Below are 18,699 nucleotides of genomic sequence, written 5' to 3'. Positions count from 1 at the left end.
GCTTTTTGTTTTTTAAGGAAATGGTATTTTTATACTGATAACAAATAAATGCGCATGCGAATTTTAGCCTTTTTGTTCTTCTCCTTATTATTCCTTTGCTGTATAGATCAAGAGCCAAAACGTCTATCCTCAGTTTTGGAAAATACTCCCTCAATTGCAGGTAAGAAAAATTACTTGGAATCGCCTTATGTGACAGCCGGAGACCGAGTTTATATGGTTGGCCACCAAGATGGAACATTTCCGGATATGGGCTGGCATATCAAAGGAGAAATGGGAGGAATTTGGAATCACCCCATCAAATTAATGGACGGGTTCGATGTCAACATTTATATAGACGGCGATACATTGCCATTAAATAAAGCTGACGAATTTATCAACTACCCAATGGCCAATAAACATGTTTTCAAGTTTCCCAATAAGTACTTAGTCGTTGAACGTTGGCAGTTTGTTCCCGATGGTAAACAAGGTGTATTTGTTCAATTTCTCATACGGAATATCGCTGCGGAGCCTCTGGACATTAAATTTGAATTTATTGGACATTCTGATTTACGCCCAACATGGCTGGGGGAACAGACCCAAATGATAGATGGTAAAGATGTATCAGAGCTCGAAGGTCAAAAATGGGTAGTGAAAGATACTGGCAACAATTGGTTTACAATTTTTGGTACCGACCACAATCCTAGTAAAAGTGAAACAATTCCATCATCCAAAGGAAATACCGTCAGTAATTCGCTCATTTACGAACTACATGTAGAGCAACCTCAGGTCTTAAATTTTGTCATTGCAGGTTCCTATCAATCAAAGGAGGAAGCTCTTCAAGAATATGCTGAAATTCATAGCAATTATCACGGCATGGCGGAAGATAAACGAATACGCTATGCAGCTTTGGCAGTGCAATCCAAATTGACAGTCCCAGATAAAGATCTTGAGCAAACTTTTGAATGGCTCAAATACAACTGTGATTGGTTGGTGCGAACCGTACCTGAAGTCGGTACTGGCATTGGAGCAGGTATTCCCGACTACCCTTGGTGGTTCGGGGTTGACAGCGAATACGCTCTTAAGGGGTACATGGCAGTAGGACAAGAAGCCACAGTAAATAAGACCATAAAACTTCTTGATAGTGTTTCAATGGCATTAAATGGAAATGGCAAAATCATTCATGAAATGTCGACCAACGGGGTCGTTTTTAATCCCGGCAATATCAATGAAACGCCTCAATTTGCTTCCCTGATTTGGGAAATTTATCAGTGGAATGGTAACAAAGAGTTTCTAAAAAAATACTTCCCAATCATTGAAAAAGGGTTGAATTGGCTAATGCAAGAAAATGATGCCAACGGCAATTTGTTTCCTGATGGTTTTGGTATGATGGAGATTCACGGGCTAGACAGTGAAATGATCGACGTCGCTGCATACACGCAACGTGCTTTTGTTGATGCTGCGAAAATGGCCGATGAACTGGATAAAACCGGTCTAGCAAATCAATACGAAGCCTTGGCAGCTAATCTCAAAGCTCAAATCAATCGGGATTTTTGGTCTGAGGATTTTAGTTCTTATGCAGATTTCTTGGGCACTGATGAACAAGCGCTACATCTTATAGAAGACGCCATTGTGCGTGCTGATACACTCAATAAACCATGGGCCATTGAAGAATTGGAAGCAACCAGAAAACAAATTTTAGCCAACCCTTCAGAAGAATTGAAACCCTTTGTATTGCATCACAACTGGGTAGTTAATACCCCAATGGAAATGGGCATTGCAGATTCAACTAAAGCAATAACAGCATTAAATACGGCCAAGAAATTTACAAACCCATTTGGCGTTTTTGTTACTGGTATTGATCGTGATGATTCTGCTGGTTCAAATGATGGTGCATATGAAGCCCCTCCTATTTTCACCTATACTGGCGCTGTGATGACCTTACCAACAGGAGTGCAAGCCGTTGCTGAAAATAACTATGGTAGACCAGATGAAGCATTGGATTATCTAAAACGCATGACCCGTTCGTTTAGTTATGCACTGCCGGGAAGTATGTATGAAGTTTCACCCGACTTCGGTATGATGACCCAAGCTTGGAATATTTATTCTTTCGCGATTCCCGTGGTACAACAATTTTTTGGTATTCAACCCCAAGCCCAAAATGAAACCATTATTATTAAACCTCAAATGCCCTTAAGTTGGAATGAAGCTGCCTTAGAAAATGTAAAAGTTGCCGACAACGAGGTTTCCGTTTTTTATAAAAATATCAATAGTAAACTCGAAATTGAAATTTTACAAACCAACCAAAATTGGACAATCCAATTAGAGTTGCCTGAAGGGAATTATTCTGTTAACGGAGCTGAATTTGAAGATTTTGAAAAAATGAACAATTCGATTTTTAGATTTACTGGGGCAAAAGTTACGTTTACCTCTAATTGATTTTTGATTGAATCATTACAGTACACCAGTTTCAGTTCAAGACGCTACTAAAAAGCTTGAATACTACTGTGCTTACCAAGACCGCTGCCATAAGGAGGTGGTTGCAAAATTGAAAGGATTAGGCATGGTAGAGCAAGCTATTGACCATATTGTTGCCCACCTTATTAAAGAGAACTATTTGAATGAAGAACGTTTTGCCAAAAGTTTTGCTAGAGGAAAATTTAGGGTGAAGAAATGGGGCAAAAACCGCATTGTACAAGAACTTAAAATGCGGGATATCTCACGTTTTAATATTCAATCAGCCCTTAAGGAAATATCTGAGGAAGAGTATTTGGTTACTTTGGACTCGTTAGCCAAAAAACGCAACAAAGAAATTAAAGAGACCCATCCTCAAAAGCGAAAAAAGAAATTGGCTGATTATCTGCTTTACCGGGGATGGGAAAGTCATTTGATATATCAAAAAATCAGCGAGCTTTTAAACTAGAAATGAAAACTTGCCCCGATGGTACCCACCACCTGATTGTTTAGATTATCAGCTGGTTCCGCTGGTACTGTCTGATATTTAGCTAAAGGCACATCTACTTCGGCATAAATACCAAAACCCCTTGAAAAAAACCATCTTGCACCAATATGCCCACCAAAATTTTTAAGACCAACACTTAACCCGGGGTAAACATCAAAAGCCCTATCAACATCAAAAAGACTGCCTAAATTGGCATTAAATCTTGCCTTAGCATCGAATCTATCTGCCAATTGAGCTCCAAAATTTTCGTCAACTCCGGTCACATAAGTTGCCAAAACACCAACTGAAATATTTTCGCCCAAACCGTAATCGTAGCTGGCGCGAACTCCATTTCCGTTTTTCTGAATTCCCCAACCTACCTGAAATTTATTATCACCCCTTCCGGTGTATCCTTCTTGAGCCAAAACGCCCGAAAAACTCAAAATGATCAGTAAAATGCCCCCGTAAATTTTCATATCATATTGTTTTAACGAAAGTATTCAAAATTCAATTAAACAAACTGTTCCGTCTTAATTATTGCCTGTTCATTCTTCCAATCTATCCATTCTTGCCCTCTACGCTTTCTCATAAAATTGTCATAATGCCGCATAAAAAAGATGTTATAAACCGCTTTTGCAAAGTTCTTCGGTTTTCGTGGTATTGCCCTCAAACTCATCGAAAAGCCTGGGGTTAAATATTTCATATGGTGCCAATAACCCTCGGGTATATAAAGCACTTGACCGTGTTCTAAATGGGTAACGTGCCCTTTCGCATTTTTTAGGGCCGGCCATTTCTCAAAATCCGGGTTAGAAAAGTCAATATCTTCTCGGGTTATTAGGGAATGTGGTATTTTATAGAGATGTTTTGTCTCTTCTTGCGAGAATAATATACACTGCTTTTTCCCTTCGAAATGAAAATGGAAAATATTGGCCAAATCAATGTCATAGTGCATAAAAGTGTGCGAATCACTACCTCCGAAAAATAACATTGGTAGCCCCTTCATTAAGCGAATCCCAAAATCAGGATAGGTAAAATCATTTTGTAGTTGGGGGACTTCTTTGATGATATTCCAGAGAAAAATTCGGTACTTAGTTGGTTCACGTTTTAGTAAATCAACATAATCTGACATCTTCATTCGGGCATGAGGTTCATTAAAACCTTCATCATATTTAACAGCACGGTCATCATATAAAGGCACTTCTTTATCGCCGGCAACCTTTTTAATATAATCAAGGTTCCATTTCTCAAAAGCGGGCCAATCTTCAATGAAGTTTTCGATTACAACTGGTCTTTGGGGCCTAAAGTAATCGCGTAAAAACGCTTTTTTTGTTAGCGTTTGTACCCTAGGTATTTGTTCAAGGTCAAGCTGCAAAACGCCATGGTTTAATCTATAAAAATAAGAAATGCCTACAAATGGCTTACAAAACAGAAATTACGGTATGCTTAGTTATCCTCGAAAAACGTTTCTGCCATTTGGTAGGGTTCCAAATAATCTGAAAAATCATTTTTTCTGGTGAAAAAACGTTGACCTAATTCTTCTTTGGTAATGTAGTAGTTTTCAATTTTTGACTTGGCCTTACCCAATACATAAATCTCAGTTCGGAAAACTTCTTCTAAACGATTTTTATCAAATCCGTTTTTTGTCTTCTTAAAATTCTCTTCCACCTCAACGATTTTAATTGGAAGACCATCGGCAAAATAGACTAACTCCTTAGAAATACCGAATGCAAGATTAACCCTTTCCTCAATTTTAAGGATTTCGCCTCCGCTTGACCAGACTTTTATAATTCCCTCGCCATAGTCCATACCCAACAGGTCTTCGCGGTCATATTCCTTTATCCGAAGTTTTTGGTTTTTTTCGATATCACGAACTTCTTTATCAATATCATTTTGTTTTCTCAACTGGGAAAATCCTGATATAAAGAAAAGTAAGAGCGGGGCAAGCAAGAAAATCTTTTTCATGTATTCTCGATGGGGGTTTCGATTAATTTCTTGGCTTTTCCTTTTTCGGTAGCAGCCTCATTTTGTCCTATAGAATGTCCTGGCCTTGACCATCTTGGTTTTTCACCCAAAGATTGAAATTGAGAATCTTCAGCTTCCACGGTATTAGGTTGTGGTGCCTTTACAAAAGCTTTTTGAGGATTCAATCCTAGCATTTTGAACATTTCCATATCCTGATTAACATCCGGATTTGGGGTGGTCAATAACTTATCACCTGCAAAAATGGAATTGGCCCCGGCAAAGAAACACATTGCCTGTCCTTCCCTGCTCATTTCAGTCCTACCAGCGGAAAGCCTTACTTGGGTCTTTGGCATTACAATTCGTGTCGTAGCAACCATACGAATCATTTCCCAAATCTCAACTGGTTTTTGTTCTTCCATCGGCGTACCTTCAACAGCTACCAAAGCATTTATTGGAACGGATTCTGGTTGCGGATTCAAAGTTGATAAAGCCACGAGCATACCAGCTCTGTCCTCACTAGATTCACCCATACCAATTATTCCACCACTACATACAGTTACGTTGGTTTTACGAACATTTTCAATGGTTTGAAGACGATCTTCATAGCCACGAGTAGAAATAACTTCTTTATAATATTCCTCAGAAGTGTCAAGATTGTGGTTGTAAGCGTATAAACCTGCTTCAGCTAGTCGTTTTGCCTGGTTCTCTGTCACCATACCCAAAGTACAGCAAACCTCCATATCCAACTTATTGATGGTTCGCACCATCTCTAGAACTTGGTCAAATTCAGGACCATCCTTGACGTTTCTCCAGGCTGCACCCATACAAACCCTTGAACTACCAGCGGATTTTGCACGCAATGCTTGGGCCTTAACCTGTTGAACTGACATCAAGTCGTTGCCTTCAATATCCGTATGGTAACGCGCAGCTTGCGGACAATAACCGCAGTCTTCAGGACAACCTCCCGTCTTGATTGAGAGTAAGGTTGAGACTTGAACCGTATTTGGGTCATGGTATTCCCGATGAACTGTTGCTGCTTCGTAAAGCAATTCCATCAGGGGTTTGTTATAAATAGCAAGAATTTCTTCTTTTGTCCAGTCGTGTCTCGTCTCGGCCATAGTGCGCAAATCTAAAAATTTTGCTGTATCTATCGACGAACAAGGTACAAATTCCGATGAAATGCAAAAACAGCTTGGATTTCGTACTTCAATCGGTATTTCAATACCCCATTTTTATTGCTTGAACTACTGGTCAAAGAAAGGATGGTAACCCCGATTAAGTATCAGAAAATGTCACCGAAAAGAATTATGGTTACTTTTAGATAGTTAGCCAACCCGATATAAAACAGAAAAAAATGGCAAAAAAAGCAGCACAGACCGCCTCATTTATGGTTCGGTTCACCCAAAAAATCTATGACGAAAATGGTGAATCTGAAGTGCAATGGCGTGGTAACGTTTCACACGTTCAAGGGGGTGAAGATTTAAACTTCTCTGATTTTAAACAGGCCGTAGATTTTATACAACAACATTTGGCCGATTTAACAATGGAAGCTACGACCGACCGTACTTCTGAAGAACAGGAAAACATTTTGACCAAGAGTTTCTCGCTTTTTAAATCAGTTGCAGCCACAGGGCCAAAAATGCTCAAAGAGACTTTAAAAGACCCAAGAAAACAGGTTGCCAATTTGCAGGAGCAATTAAGCGAATATGGTGAGGAACTTATGGAAAAAGTACCTATCGACCAATGGCGTAACGCTTCTAAATCAGATTTCAAGATAATGCAAGATAGTCTTTCAAAACTCACAAAATCGGTTGCGGAACTCACTAAAAAGGTTGATGCTATGAACCAAGCAAATACCAAAAAGCCTTCAAGAACTACCAAGGCTAAAACATCTACGACCAAATAGAAATTTCAAATTTTGAAGGCAGCATTGACAAATCAATTGGAGCAACATAAAAAGTTTCAGAATGAAGCTCCAATTAAATTCCAAACGCTAGGTCAATTTGTGCTTTGGCGTGATGGAGAAAAGGTCAATGCAAAAGAATGGGGTCGGGACAAGACCCTTCAATTAATTCAATACCTTATTTCTTATCGAAACAAACATGCGTTACACAAGGAGCACATCATGGACCACTTATGGGAAGATGGTGACGATCGTGATTTTAAAGTAGCGCTGCATGGGGTCAACAAAGTTTTGGAACCAAACCGACCATCTAGAACCGAAGCGATTTATGTAGAACGGCAGGGGGTAACTTATCAATTAAATTCAAATTTAGTTTGGATCGATGTTGATGCCATTGAGAAATACATCATCATTGGAAATCAAGCCTTGGGTGATTTTCCTGAGATTGCAGCAGAAGCCTACAACATGGCCATTGCATTGCATCAAGGGTCTTATCTTCCAAATCGCATTTTTGAAGATTGGTCGTCAGAAGAGCGAGAGAAAATTCAGGTTTTGATATTGGGTGCCTTGGTGAATTTGGCAGAGTTATTAATAGCCACCAACCCAATGGAAAGTGTACGGCTTGCTCAACAAGCAATTGCCATTGATAAAACATGGGAAGATGCTTATCGAATTCAAATGTCTGCTTATATCCAAAAAGGAAATAGGCCGCAAGCATTAAAAACTTATCAAAAATGTGCTGATATTTTAGAAGAAGAGTATGGTATTACACCACTACCAGCAACTCGGGATTTGCTCAAGAAGATTGAGTCTATTGCTTGATTCCCATCTTCCCATTCCAAACATCGATATTTCCTTCGCAGCTTTCTTCATTCAAAATCAATAGTCAACCAGACTTGTAACTCATTTGTAACTATGGGATTCTATGTTTGCACCATAAAATAGAAAACATTAGAAAAATATATAGTTATGGCAACTAAAAAAACGAAAAAGAACATTGTAGAAAAAGTAGCGGATAACGCTCTTGGATTGGCAAACAAAGCAAACGACTTTGCACTTTCCACAACAGAAAAAGCATTCGATGTTTCTATTGGCTTAGGTTATAAATCTTTGGATTTGACCTCAAAAGTTGTGAAAAAAGGATTGGACATCACTGCTGCCCAACAAGAACTTGTTTTTGATGCCCTCTACGGTATCAAAAAGAGAATTGTCAAGAACTAGTTTCGATTGCAACTCATTTGTAACTACTCAAAATTAGATTTGCATCATAATTAATTAAGAACAACAGTATTTAAACAAAATATATCATGGCAACAGCAACAAAAAACAGAACTAAAAAAAGCGAAAGCTTGAATAAGTCATTGATAAATGTGACAATGGCAACAATTAACACGACCATAGAGCATGGTGAGAAATGGCAAGAATTGACCAAGAAAATGGTTAAAAAAACCGAGCCATTACGTAAAAGACAAATGGATTTGGTTTTTGAAACTGCAGCAACAGTAAAAAATCAGTTCAACACAGGAAAAGAAAAGACCATGGATTTGGTTGGTTATGATGAGGACACCATTGAGCGTGCCTTTGAATATGTATCTAAAACACCTGTAGGTAAAAAGGTATTGGAAGTTTCTGAAACCATTAAAGAGAAAGTTATAGAAAACCCAATCGTTCAAAAGGTTGAGAAAACTGCTGAAAACCTAAAAAATCAGGGCGTAGCCAAATTTAATGAGGTCAAGGAAGACGCTCTTAAGCAGGCTAAAAAGGTAATTGACAAGGGTGAAGACTTGGTTGATGATGCCTTGAAGCAAACAAAGAAAAATGTTGGGAAAACAAAGAAAACAGTTACTGCTAAAGCTACAAAAACCTCTAAAAAAGCTTCTGTGAAAGTAGCCGAGGTAAAGCAAAAAGCGGCGAAGGTTGAGAGCACTGTTAAGGCCGTTATTAAAGATGACCTTAAAGCTATTAAGGGTGTTGGTCCTAAACTTGAGCGTATTTTCAAGGAGAATGGTATCGAAACTTTTGCGCAATTGGCACAGGCAACTGAAACTAAAATCAAGTCGATTCTTGATGAAGCGGGTTCAACTTTTAAAAATACCAGCGTTACTGACTTGAAAAAACAAGCAGAACTAGGAGCTGAGGCAGGAGTTGAAGCTATAGCGGCTTGGTTGGCTGACAACAAAAAATAATTCAGTTCAAATAGGGACTAATCTTAATTCAAACCGTAATGGGAAATAAGAAAGTAAATAAAAATAAGAAGGGAATTTTTGCAAACTATGCAAAGAAGACCAAGGATATGGCACTTAACGCAAACCAAGTTGCCCTAACAAAAACCGAAGAGTTTGTATCCACATCAATTGAAATTACAGAACAGTGGCAAGGTGTTGCTGACAAAGCTGTAAAAGGAGGATTGAAATTGGCGGCCAAACAACAAGAATTGGTTTTTGATATCTTAAACGAAATCAAAGGTGATTTCAAAGAGGGTCAGAAGAGATTCAAAAAACTGGTAGCTTAGTATTTCGTTAGTTATTTAAGTTTAGTTACTGAAACCAGTTAATCTCAATGAGACTAACTGGTTTTTTTATGCATGCATAATTCCTTAATTTAGCTATGCTTCGGATTTACCTCAATTTCCATTTGGCATTCCCGAAAAAGCTATGAAAACGTTCACATCTTAGGTTGGCAAATCAACAGAAAATAACAGAAGAAGATCTTATAGATTTTTATATGGATGCAGTGGTAAGACTGCAGGGCAAACCCGATTCAATAGAAAATTTGGGTGAACACTATGATTTTGATGCCAATTCTTTTCATGAACATTATAAGGATTTTGAAGAATTGGACAAGGCGATTTTCAGAACGCTTTTTGATGTTTCGATTGCTACCCTTGCTGAAAGTTCTGAATATCCTTCCTTTGACAAAAAGGACAAACTGCTCAGCCTGTATTATACTTTTTTTGAAAACCTGACCTTAAATCGAGAATTCATCTTAATCACCTTAAAAGATTATGGTTTAAGCTTAGGTACAATATCGCTATTCAGCGAATTAAAGCAAAGTTTTGATGGATTCGTCGATTCATTGGCGATGGAACCGCTCAATCTTACCAGTAGTCTGGAATCATTTCAAAAAAAGTCAATTAAAGAAGGCTTTTGGGTCCAGTTCTTATTGACCATCAAATTCTGGATGTCGGACGATTCACAACGGTGCGAAAAAACAGATATTTTCATTGAAAAGTCAGTAAATACTGCTTTAGAGCTATTGAATACCAAATCATTACATAATATCATTGACCTCGGTAAATTTTTGTATGCCGAAAAAATAAAGTCGAAAGAAAACGAATGAAGACATCGAAAAAAATACCGATTTCAAAGCTGCAACGCACTTCCAAACTAGTAAAAACGGGTGCTAAAGTTGGTGTAAATTATTTGAAATATTATGGCGACAAGATGGTCAATTCTGAAGAGAAGGCTAAGGAACGTCTTGATGAAAACAACGCGAACGATATCTATGATAGTTTAAAAACATTGAAGGGAAGTGCCCTGAAAATGGCACAAATGATGAGCATGGAAAAGAACATTATGCCCAAGGCTTTTGTAGAGAAATTTTCCCTTTCCCAATTTTCAGTTCCTCCGCTTTCTGCTCCTTTGGTTCTCAAAACCTTCAGAAAATCATTCGGTAAGTATCCAAACCAATTATTCGACAAATTTGGTAATGAAGCAATTAATGCTGCAAGTATTGGACAGGTACATCAAGCTGAAAAAAATGGTAAGACCCTTGCCGTAAAAATCCAATACCCTGGTGTAGCCGAAAGTATTCAATCCGATTTAGCAATTGTGAAACCTGTTGCTATGAAAATGTTCAACATCAAGGGAGAACATTCAGAGAAATATTTCAAGGAAGTTGAAAACAAGCTTGTAGAAGAAACGGATTATGTCTTGGAGCTAAAACAAAGCCAAGAGGTCGCAAGTTCATGTCAACATATTCCAAATTTGAGATTTCCTAAGTACTACCCTGAATACTCTTCTTCTGACATTATTACAATGGATTGGATGAATGGTAAGCATCTTTCTGAATTTATTAAATCAAATACTGACCAAAAGGCTTCGAACAAAGTTGGCCAAACACTTTGGGATTTTTACATGTACCAATTGCATGAATTGCGCAAAGTTCATGCAGATCCTCACCCTGGAAATTTTCTTGTTTCGGATAAAAACGAGGTGATTGCACTTGATTTTGGTTGTATGAAAGAAATTCCAAATGAATTTTATACGCCGTATTTCGAACTTTTTAAAGCAGATGTTATAAATAACGAAAAGAGTTTTCGAAAAAATCTTTTGGCCCTTGAAGTGTTGAAGACTGAAGATTCTGAAGAAGAACTTGAGTTTTTTACCAAAATGTTCTACGAGGTACTTGAATGTTTTACACAACCTTTTCAAAGCGAAACTTTCGACTTTTCAGACCAATCATTATTCGAAAGAATTTCAGCTTTAGGTGAGCATTACATGAAGTCTTCAAATGTTAGAAAAATGAACGCCAATAGGGGTTCAAGACACATTATTTATCTAAATAGAACATTTTTTGGCCTATTTAGTTTAATGTTTGAACTCAAAGCAGAAAATATAGGCATCAATAATTATACTAGCTTACAAAAAAAGAACCGTTCGCGAGTAGCATAAAACAACTGACCAATGGCATCAAAAATTGATTTTAAAGATATTGCACAAGAGGTGTTGGAAGGCAAATACGAACAAGTCTCAGGTACCGATGCAACCTTTCTTTATGCCGAGTCTCCCACAAGTCCGATGCATATTGCCACGCTATTGGTTGTTGAAGGTTCACTTAATTTCAAGGACTTCAAAAAAATTGTTGCTTCGAAGCTACATTTAATGCCAAAATTTAGACAGCGTTTAATGCGTGTTCCCATGGATTTGGATTATCCATATTGGGTTGATGATCCAAATTTTGAATTAGATCTTCATCTCAACCGCATGAAGTTGGCAGATCCCTCAAATTGGGAGTCTTTGCGTAGAACAACCTCACGAATTTTCAGTGCTCCCCTCGATTTGAGAAGACCCCTTTGGTCAATTCATTTTATTGAGGGTATTGACGAAATCCCACAAGTGCCCAAAGGCTCTGTTGCCATTGTAAGTAAAGTTCATCATGTAATGATTGATGGAAGTTCAGGCGTAGGTCTTTTAGGAACTTTGTTTGAGAAAGATGATAAAGTAAAGCCCATCGACAAATCAAAAATCAAAAAATTTCAACCAGATCCGCTGCCTGACGACTTGAGTTTGCTACTAAAAAGTAGCTACGGTTTTTTTAAAAACCCCCTAAAACTACCCAAATCCGTTGCCAACACCGCAATTGCGCTTGTCAAAACAAGAGCTTCTAAAACGCTAAGTATCCAAAAGGAATTTGCAACGGCAAGATATCCTGTGCCAAATACCATTTTTAATGGAAATATTTCGCCAAAAAGAACTTGGGGCACCGCAATTCTGTCTTTTGATAGGGTGAATGGTCTACGAAAACTGGCTGGTGGTAGTATTAATGATGTTGTGCTTGCCATTTGTGCCGGAGCTTTGCGCAGATATCTACTTGAAAAAGAAAAATTACCAATGCAGCCATTGGTCGCTAATGTTCCGATTTCAATACGCGCCGAAAACGATACTTCGCATAACAACCAAATAGCCAATATGATGATTCAGCTGGCCACGCATATTGAAGAACCATTGGAACGTCTGGAATATATACAAGAACAGACAATGCTTGGTAAAGCAAGGCATAAAACTATGGGTGCAAAAACCTTGGTAAAAATGGCAGATGCGGTTCCATTCGGCTTGGCCAATTTAGCGGCACGTATCTACAGCAAGTACAATATTAAAGACCTACACAGGCCACCTTTTAATGTCACCATCACCAATGTGCCTGGACCAAAAAATACGTTGTACCTCAACGGCCATAAAGTGGTAGCTATGTTTCCGTTGACTCCGGTGGTCAATGGTTTTGGACTGATTATCGCGGCTTTTAGCTATAACGGCAATATAAGTATTACACCGACATCTGATGCGAAGACAATGCCAGATGCCTATTTGTTCTCCAGATACATTCGAGAGTCAGCAAATGAATTGGAAAAATTAATCTTAGCAAGGGATAAGAAAAAAACACCTGCAAAAGAGGCTAAGAAAAAGAGTGAGAGCACCGTATTTTTCAACGCATTAAAAAGATACCTCAAGAAAGAAACCGCTCTCGTAAAAAAATATAAAGGCCTATATCATATTGGGGTTGATATGGGAGAAAGTAGCGAATGTTGGGAAATTGACTTGACTAAAGAACCTATTTCAATTAAAAAGACAACAGCACTAGATCCAAAAATGCTCATGGAAATTGAGGATGAAAATCTCTACGCACTTTACAAGAAAAAATTTCTTTTCGACGAGCTTAAAATTCAACAGCGCCTTAAACTTTCAGGAACTGTTGCCGATAAGCGAAAGTTTAGTAACCTCATCAAAGCCTTTTTAAGCAGATAAAGATGCCTTACAAAACAAATACATTTACCGCCAAGGATGGGGAAGTCATCTGCTACTATAAATGGGAGGCAGCAGAAGGGACTGTTCTTAGAGGTGTTATTCAAATTGCACATGGTATAGGTGAACATGCGGGCAGGTATGAAACCATAGCAAATCGCTTACAAAAAGAAGGTTTTACTGTGTATGCGAACGACCATCGCGCCCATGGAAAAACTGCCGAAATAAAACGATTGTTCGGTTATTATGATGGCGACGATTATTTTGGGGATGCTGTTGCAGATATGCATTCTTTGACTACATTGATGTGCCAGGAACACCCTAACACGAAGTTTATTCTATTTGGGCATAGCATGGGATCTTTGCTAAGTCGTAAATATGTACTAGAACACGGCTCGGATATTGACGCTCTTATTTTATCAGGAACCGCAAATTTTATAAAAGGACTCGGTCATTTTGGGCTGGCAAGCACAAAACTTGTTAGTGCTTTCAGAGGTAGGGAACGAAGCAACGAAACCTTAAGGGCATTCTTTTTTGATGAATTCAATAAAAAATTCAAACCCAATAGAACCAAACTTGATTGGATAAGTAGTGATGAAACTGCAGTTGATATTTTTGAAGCCGACCCTTATCGAATAGAAAATTTTTCAATTGGCGTTTTTGCAGACATATTGACCAATTCGCGACAATTGAATAAACCTGAAGCCTTTATAAGTACCCCTGATGACCTCCCTATACTGATATTTTCAGGAGATGAGGATCCCGTTGGAGAAATGGGCAAGGGGGTCACTAAAGTTGCCAAAAATTATAGAGAAAATGGCAACAATGAACTGACTTTCAATCTCTACAAAGGAGGCCGACATGAAATGCTTAACGAAATAAACAGCGAAGAGGTCGAAGAAGATATCATTACATGGCTAAACAAGCATATCCCCCACAAACCATGAACGACTATTTGCATTTATACGAAGCTTTTATCGAGTTCATTACCCATTTGGGCAAAAAGAACAAACTTGCGGTTCGAGACTTGAAACGAATATTTTCAAAACACTTTAAAGACCATCAAGATTCTGAAGATTTACTTCCTCTTATCAAGAAGTTAACTCTCGATAATGAAAGTGATATTAATTCCTCATTTCAAAAATGTATACGAATCTGCGACGAACTTGGGCCGAGCCGTGAGTACTATACCTTGATAAACATACTTGAACATGTCGTTGAGGATCTTGTCGAAAAAAGTGATCCGAAAACAACTGAACTCACCAAAAATGTTCTGGAAAGTTTCAAGCGTCAAATTGCTCAAATCAATTTAAAGATTCCCAAGCCACCACTTTTCAATATGCTATTGGAAGGAAGGTCTTTGGTAGAATGGACATCGATTTATGCATTTTATCCCTTTATACCAAAACGAATTAAAGGAGATGGCAGGCCAGTTCTTTTGATTCCGCCCTATTTAGGAGATGATTATTCAACCTCATTTGTGCGTCGCTATTTGACTTCTTTGGGTTTCAAAACCTACAAATGGGATCAAGGTGTCAACCTGATCAAATCTCATTATATACCAAGGCTAGAAGAAAAACTAGAAGATATTTTTCGTACCCGTGGGCAAAAAGTCAATATAGTGGGTTGGAGTGGCGGTGGTCTTTTCGCTAAAATTATGGCCAACCGACATCCTGATATGGTTGAGCAAATTGTGACCATTGGTTCACCTGTTTGGGGAGTTATGGACATGAAGACCCCTGTGAATGGTGTTCTTGAATTCTTTAGGGGTAAATCATTAAAAGAGCGAAACAAGCGTTTTTTAGAAGAATTGGACCCAATACCCAATGTTCCTATAACCTGTATTTATACAAAAACCGACGGTCTTTTGCCTTGGAAACATTGTATGGAAGCAGAAAGTTTCAGAAAAGATATTGCCAACATTGAAGTTTATGGTAGTCATTCAGGATTAGGCGCAAATGTCAGTGTGCTATTGATTACGGCAAATGCCTTGCAAGCCAACATTGAAGGTAGGACCGTTGAAGACACTACAACTTTCATAGAACGCTTTCTCTATCCTTTTTACTGGAACAAGAAAAAGAGAAGTTTGTTTTTCTTAAATTAGGAGTTAACGGTTTTGGGCAGTATGGACAATATCATAAAGAATGAAAAATTTCAAGAAGTCTTAAGGCAAACCGCCAAAGAACATAAGCTCGATTTCAAAGAAGTCCAAAAAGAAGCCACAGAGTATATCAGAGAACTATATGCCGAGCAACATCCTATTGCCAAAATGGTATCGGTCAAAGGCTTCGATTACATCCTATCTCGTGCTTACAGCGAAAAAATAGATGTTGACCCAAAGGGGATAAAAAAATTGATGAAGTTAATGCGGTTGAATTCCGTTGCATTCATCATGACGCACAAGACCTACTTAGACACCTTGGTTTTGATAGCAACATTGGCCCGATACGGTATGCCCGTTCCCTATTCTTTTGGTGGAATCAATTTGGCTTTCCCTGGTATGAAACAATTAGGGAAAAGTGCAGGTATCGTATTTATAAGGCGAAGTTTTAAAGATAATCCTGTTTACAAAGTAACGCTTAGGCATTACATTTCGACCATCATCGATAAAGGCGATCACCTTACATGGAATATTGAAGGTACCCGTTCTAGAACCGGTAAGATTCTGCATCCGCAAATGGGTATTCTCAAATACATAATGGACGCCGAAAAACAGAGTTCAAGGGCCATAAAATATGTGCCGGTTTCCATTGTTTACGACCTCATCCCTGATGTTAAAGAAATGACCCAACAAGGTCGTGGCGCCAAAAAGAAATCTGAAAACCTAGCTGAAGGTGTTAAATATGTTCGAAGTCTTGGCAGTGATTATGGCCGCGCTGCAATACGGTTTGGCGACCCCGTTGAAATTGATGAAACACACAATGTTACCGTACCTCAATTAAGTGAAGACAGCTATGCAAATAAAAATACACTGCCCTTTTTTGCATTTGATGTAATCACCAGAATGTCAAGAATAACACCAGTATCAACTGTTTCGCTAATATGTACGGTTTTATTGAATGATTTTGCCTTGACCAAAAAGGAAATCGAATTCAAGGTGAAGCGGTTAATGGAGTACATCGGTAAAAAACAAGAAAACGCCTTGATGGATAGGGGTTTCCCTATAGCTGTAAGCGTCCAAAAAGCTTTAAATCTGCTACAAGGGGCAAATATTCTACAAAAAAGCAGGGCCGGTCAAAAAGCACAGTACAGCATTGTTTCATCAGAATACCTTCCTGCTACTTATTATGCAAATATGACCGCGGGGCATTTGTATCATTCAGCTTTTGTAGAGATGGCCTTGGCTAAAATCAAGGATGATACTTCAGACAACAGAATTGTTCATTTCTGGGAGGAAATCATGAACCTCAGAAATCTATTTAAATTCGAATTTTTCTATACTAATAAGGCAAAATTCAGTGAAGAAATTGAAGAGGAACTATTTCGGTTTCATAAAGATTGGCGCGATATCCTAAGTGATTCCTCAAGGGATATTTCTGAAATACTTAAAAAACAGCACTTGTTCATTTCAAGGGCACTGCTCCTGTCTTATTTAGATGCTTACAAAGTTGTTTGCTATACCCTACTCAATTGGGACAATGAAGACCCATATTCGGAAGATGATTTCCTGGAGCTTTGCATGTTCAAAGGAAAAGAACTGCATTGGCAAAGTAGAATCACAAGATTGGATAGCGTTTCAAAACCATTCTTGCAGAACGCTTATCGTTTTGCCGAAAATGCAGGTCTTGGACTAAAACAACAGCATATAAACCAAAAAGGTCTTGAAGAGTGGATGGTTCAACTTGAAGACCTTACCACCAGACTCACCTACCTCAATGAATTTGAGGTAGAACCAAGCGAAAAAAGCATGGACTTGATATCCAGTAAGAAATTATTGGTTCCGCAAGCTTCTACAATACATTCGAAAAAAGAAACACTTGAAGAAGAGGAAGGAAATCATATCGCTGCTTATTTTGATTTGGACCGTACACTGATTAACGACTTTTCTGCCAAACGATTTGTACGAACAAGATTATTTAGCGGTGAAACCACCCCAAAAGAATACATCACACAGTTTATTACAGCGCTGGTGTATTCATTTGGAAATCGAGATTTTGAGGTATTAACCAAAATTGCAGCCCTAGGGGTCAAGGGAATTCCAGAAAAGGTATTCTACGATGTAGGGCAGGATGTCTATGACGAGTTTTTAGCCGCAACCATTTATCCTGAGTCAAGAAAACTGATTGAAAAACATTTAGAAAAAGGGCACCGCGTGGTAATCGTTTCGGCTGCCACCGCGTATCAAGTTGCGCCGATAGCCAAAGAGCTGGGTATATCTGATATATACTGCACCAGAATGGAGCTGCAAAACGGGAAGTTCACGGGTCGAATCGAAGAAATGTGTTGGGGTGAAGGTAAGGCCAAAGCAGCCCGTTCATTTGCTCGAGATAACGATATTGACCTTTCTAAAAGTTATTTTTACTCGGACAGCTTTGATGATTATCCCTTATTCAAGATAGTAGGAAAGCCCGTTGCCGTAAATCCAGATAACGCCTTGTCACAAGTTGCTTTTGAAAACGATTGGCCAATTCTAAGATTTGAAGAACCACAAGAAAAATCTGTGGTGAACGGTCTTCGTACGGGCTTGGCGGTCGCTAGCATCTATCCTTCAGCGGTAAGGGGAGCAATTAAAGGCTTGACTACAATGTCAAGACAAGAAGCTGCCAATACTACCTTTGCAACCATTGGGGATTTGGGTACCAGACTTGCTGGGTTGCAGATTTCAGTTCGGGGAAAACGCTACCTGACCGATTTTCGTCCAGCTGTTTTTTGCTTTAACCATCAAAGTGCAGCAGACTTTTTTATTGTGATGAAGTTGCTCCGTAATGATTTTACAGGTGTAGCTAAAAAGGAATTGGAGAAAAGCCCAATTGGTCCAATATTTAAGGCCCTAGGTGCTATCTATATAGACAGAAGTAACAAAGCCAAGGCTATAGAGGCCATGAAACCAGCAGTGGATGCCTTAAAAAGTGGGATTTCAGTCGCTATTGCCCCTGAAGGTACAAGAAGTGGTACAGCAGAGCTGGGCAAGTTCAAAAAAGGTGCATTTCATTTGGCCATACAAGCTGGAGTTCCAATCATTCCAATAGTTATCAAAAATGCATACCAGGCTATGCCGAAAGGTGCCAAATTATTACGTCCTACCCATATAGAAGTTGTCGTTTTGGAACCCGTGGATACTGGACTATGGAAATTGAAAGATTTGGATAAATACGTAGAACAGGTAAGGGACCTGTTCGTAGCTGAACTGAATAACTAATAGGATTGCCTTCTCAAGCAATCCACTTTGAAACCAT

The 18,699-nt window shown here is 38.7% G+C and carries 17 protein-coding genes; 13 read left to right on the top strand and 4 right to left on the bottom strand.

Translation table 11 applies throughout. The features are described from left to right. The first annotated feature begins 54 nt into the window (after positions 1–54). Both HCU67_RS06135 and HCU67_RS06130 read left to right on the top strand, forming a co-directional pair. A complete protein-coding gene (locus tag HCU67_RS06135) occupies positions 55–2,415 on the top strand; it encodes an alpha-L-rhamnosidase-related protein (protein ID WP_168551686.1) in 2,361 nt (786 codons plus the stop codon). A gap of 7 nt (positions 2,416–2,422) precedes the next feature. Beyond that, the gene (locus tag HCU67_RS06130; protein WP_168551685.1) at positions 2,423–2,899 is read left to right on the top strand and encodes a regulatory protein RecX; all 477 of its coding nucleotides are present in this window, start codon (positions 2,423–2,425) and stop codon (positions 2,897–2,899) included. Here the strand turns inward: HCU67_RS06130 and HCU67_RS06125 are convergent. The 4 genes from HCU67_RS06125 to bioB all read right to left on the bottom strand — a co-directional run bounded on the left by HCU67_RS06125 (position 2,896) and on the right by bioB (position 5,997). Next, positions 2,896–3,393 (bottom strand): DUF6646 family protein, encoded by a 498-nt coding sequence (locus HCU67_RS06125; protein WP_168551684.1) that lies wholly within the window; start codon positions 3,391–3,393, stop codon positions 2,896–2,898. The two genes, HCU67_RS06130 and HCU67_RS06125, sit on opposite strands and share 4 nt — an antisense overlap. A gap of 35 nt (positions 3,394–3,428) precedes the next feature. Then, positions 3,429–4,289: a cupin-like domain-containing protein gene (locus tag HCU67_RS06120; protein ID WP_168551683.1), complete on the bottom strand. Its 861-nt coding sequence runs from the start codon at positions 4,287–4,289 to the stop codon at positions 3,429–3,431. Positions 4,290–4,360: 71 nt separating this feature from the next. After that, positions 4,361–4,879 (bottom strand): hypothetical protein, encoded by a 519-nt coding sequence (locus HCU67_RS06115; protein ID WP_168551682.1) that lies wholly within the window; start codon positions 4,877–4,879, stop codon positions 4,361–4,363. After that, positions 4,876–5,997, bottom strand: coding sequence for a biotin synthase BioB (gene bioB, locus HCU67_RS06110; protein ID WP_168551681.1), 1,122 nt, complete (start codon positions 5,995–5,997; stop codon positions 4,876–4,878). The genes HCU67_RS06115 and bioB overlap by 4 nt, the downstream gene beginning before the upstream one ends. 236 nt (positions 5,998–6,233) lie before the next feature. Here bioB and HCU67_RS06105 point away from each other — a divergent pair, with 236 nt between their 5' ends. The 11 genes from HCU67_RS06105 (at position 6,234) to HCU67_RS06055 (ending at position 18,662) form a co-directional block, all read left to right on the top strand. Further along, positions 6,234–6,785 carry a hypothetical protein gene (locus tag HCU67_RS06105; protein WP_168551680.1) on the top strand — a complete coding sequence of 184 codons (552 nt, stop codon included), beginning with the start codon at positions 6,234–6,236 and terminating at the stop codon, positions 6,783–6,785. Positions 6,786–6,797: 12 nt separating this feature from the next. Further along, positions 6,798–7,604 (top strand): AfsR/SARP family transcriptional regulator, encoded by an 807-nt coding sequence (locus HCU67_RS06100; protein ID WP_246865707.1) that lies wholly within the window; start codon positions 6,798–6,800, stop codon positions 7,602–7,604. A 147-nt stretch (positions 7,605–7,751) separates the two neighbouring features. After that, on the top strand, positions 7,752–8,003 hold the full coding sequence (locus HCU67_RS06095) for a hypothetical protein (protein WP_168551679.1): 252 nt from the start codon (positions 7,752–7,754) through the stop codon (positions 8,001–8,003). 86 nt (positions 8,004–8,089) lie between these two features. Beyond that, complete coding sequence (locus tag HCU67_RS06090; protein WP_168551678.1) at positions 8,090–8,968, top strand: helix-hairpin-helix domain-containing protein; 879 nt, start codon at positions 8,090–8,092, stop codon at positions 8,966–8,968. A 38-nt stretch (positions 8,969–9,006) separates the two neighbouring features. Then, positions 9,007–9,294 (top strand): hypothetical protein, encoded by a 288-nt coding sequence (locus tag HCU67_RS06085; RefSeq protein ID WP_168551677.1) that lies wholly within the window; start codon positions 9,007–9,009, stop codon positions 9,292–9,294. Between the two features lie 164 nt (positions 9,295–9,458). Beyond that, positions 9,459–10,121 carry a TetR family transcriptional regulator C-terminal domain-containing protein gene (locus HCU67_RS06080; RefSeq protein WP_168551676.1) on the top strand — a complete coding sequence of 221 codons (663 nt, stop codon included), beginning with the start codon at positions 9,459–9,461 and terminating at the stop codon, positions 10,119–10,121. Continuing rightward, positions 10,118–11,455, top strand: a complete 1,338-nt coding sequence (locus HCU67_RS06075) for an ABC1 kinase family protein (protein ID WP_168551675.1) — start codon at positions 10,118–10,120, stop codon at positions 11,453–11,455. Before HCU67_RS06080 ends, HCU67_RS06075 begins: the two co-directional genes overlap by 4 nt. A 12-nt stretch (positions 11,456–11,467) precedes the next feature. Then, positions 11,468–13,306 (top strand): WS/DGAT/MGAT family O-acyltransferase, encoded by a 1,839-nt coding sequence (locus HCU67_RS06070; RefSeq protein ID WP_168551674.1) that lies wholly within the window; start codon positions 11,468–11,470, stop codon positions 13,304–13,306. Positions 13,307–13,308: 2 nt separating this feature from the next. Then, on the top strand, positions 13,309–14,250 hold the full coding sequence (locus tag HCU67_RS06065; protein WP_168551673.1) for an alpha/beta hydrolase: 942 nt from the start codon (positions 13,309–13,311) through the stop codon (positions 14,248–14,250). Next, on the top strand, positions 14,217–15,407 hold the full coding sequence (locus HCU67_RS06060) for an esterase/lipase family protein (protein ID WP_210423636.1): 1,191 nt from the start codon (positions 14,217–14,219) through the stop codon (positions 15,405–15,407). The genes HCU67_RS06065 and HCU67_RS06060 overlap by 34 nt, the downstream gene beginning before the upstream one ends. Before the next feature lie 21 nt (positions 15,408–15,428). Next, a complete protein-coding gene (locus HCU67_RS06055; protein WP_168551671.1) occupies positions 15,429–18,662 on the top strand; it encodes an HAD-IB family hydrolase in 3,234 nt (1,077 codons plus the stop codon). Positions 18,663–18,699 lie beyond the last annotated feature (37 nt).

This window comes from Croceivirga thetidis (assembly GCF_012272815.1).
GTDB lineage: Bacteria > Bacteroidota > Bacteroidia > Flavobacteriales > Flavobacteriaceae > Croceivirga > Croceivirga thetidis.
Note: the sequence above shows the minus strand (reverse complement) of the source record. Positions and strands in the feature narration are given on the sequence as shown.

Excerpts from the sequence above, each read along its gene's own strand:
- HCU67_RS06095 (WP_168551679.1), top strand. The coding sequence starts at position 7,752 with ATGGCAACTAAAAAAACGAAAAAGAACATTGTAGAAAAAGTAGCGGAT.
- HCU67_RS06065 (WP_168551673.1), top strand. The coding sequence starts at position 13,309 with ATGCCTTACAAAACAAATACATTTACCGCCAAGGATGGGGAAGTCATC.
- HCU67_RS06125 (WP_168551684.1), bottom strand. The coding sequence starts at position 3,393 with ATGAAAATTTACGGGGGCATTTTACTGATCATTTTGAGTTTTTCGGGC.
- HCU67_RS06090 (WP_168551678.1), top strand. The coding sequence starts at position 8,090 with ATGGCAACAGCAACAAAAAACAGAACTAAAAAAAGCGAAAGCTTGAAT.
- bioB (WP_168551681.1), bottom strand. The coding sequence starts at position 5,997 with ATGGCCGAGACGAGACACGACTGGACAAAAGAAGAAATTCTTGCTATT.
- HCU67_RS06055 (WP_168551671.1), top strand. The coding sequence starts at position 15,429 with ATGGACAATATCATAAAGAATGAAAAATTTCAAGAAGTCTTAAGGCAA.
- HCU67_RS06105 (WP_168551680.1), top strand. The coding sequence starts at position 6,234 with ATGGCAAAAAAAGCAGCACAGACCGCCTCATTTATGGTTCGGTTCACC.
- HCU67_RS06075 (WP_168551675.1), top strand. The coding sequence starts at position 10,118 with ATGAAGACATCGAAAAAAATACCGATTTCAAAGCTGCAACGCACTTCC.
- HCU67_RS06115 (WP_168551682.1), bottom strand. The coding sequence starts at position 4,879 with ATGAAAAAGATTTTCTTGCTTGCCCCGCTCTTACTTTTCTTTATATCA.
- HCU67_RS06060 (WP_210423636.1), top strand. The coding sequence starts at position 14,217 with ATGGCTAAACAAGCATATCCCCCACAAACCATGAACGACTATTTGCAT.
- HCU67_RS06085 (WP_168551677.1), top strand. The coding sequence starts at position 9,007 with ATGGGAAATAAGAAAGTAAATAAAAATAAGAAGGGAATTTTTGCAAAC.
- HCU67_RS06070 (WP_168551674.1), top strand. The coding sequence starts at position 11,468 with ATGGCATCAAAAATTGATTTTAAAGATATTGCACAAGAGGTGTTGGAA.
- HCU67_RS06135 (WP_168551686.1), top strand. The coding sequence starts at position 55 with ATGCGAATTTTAGCCTTTTTGTTCTTCTCCTTATTATTCCTTTGCTGT.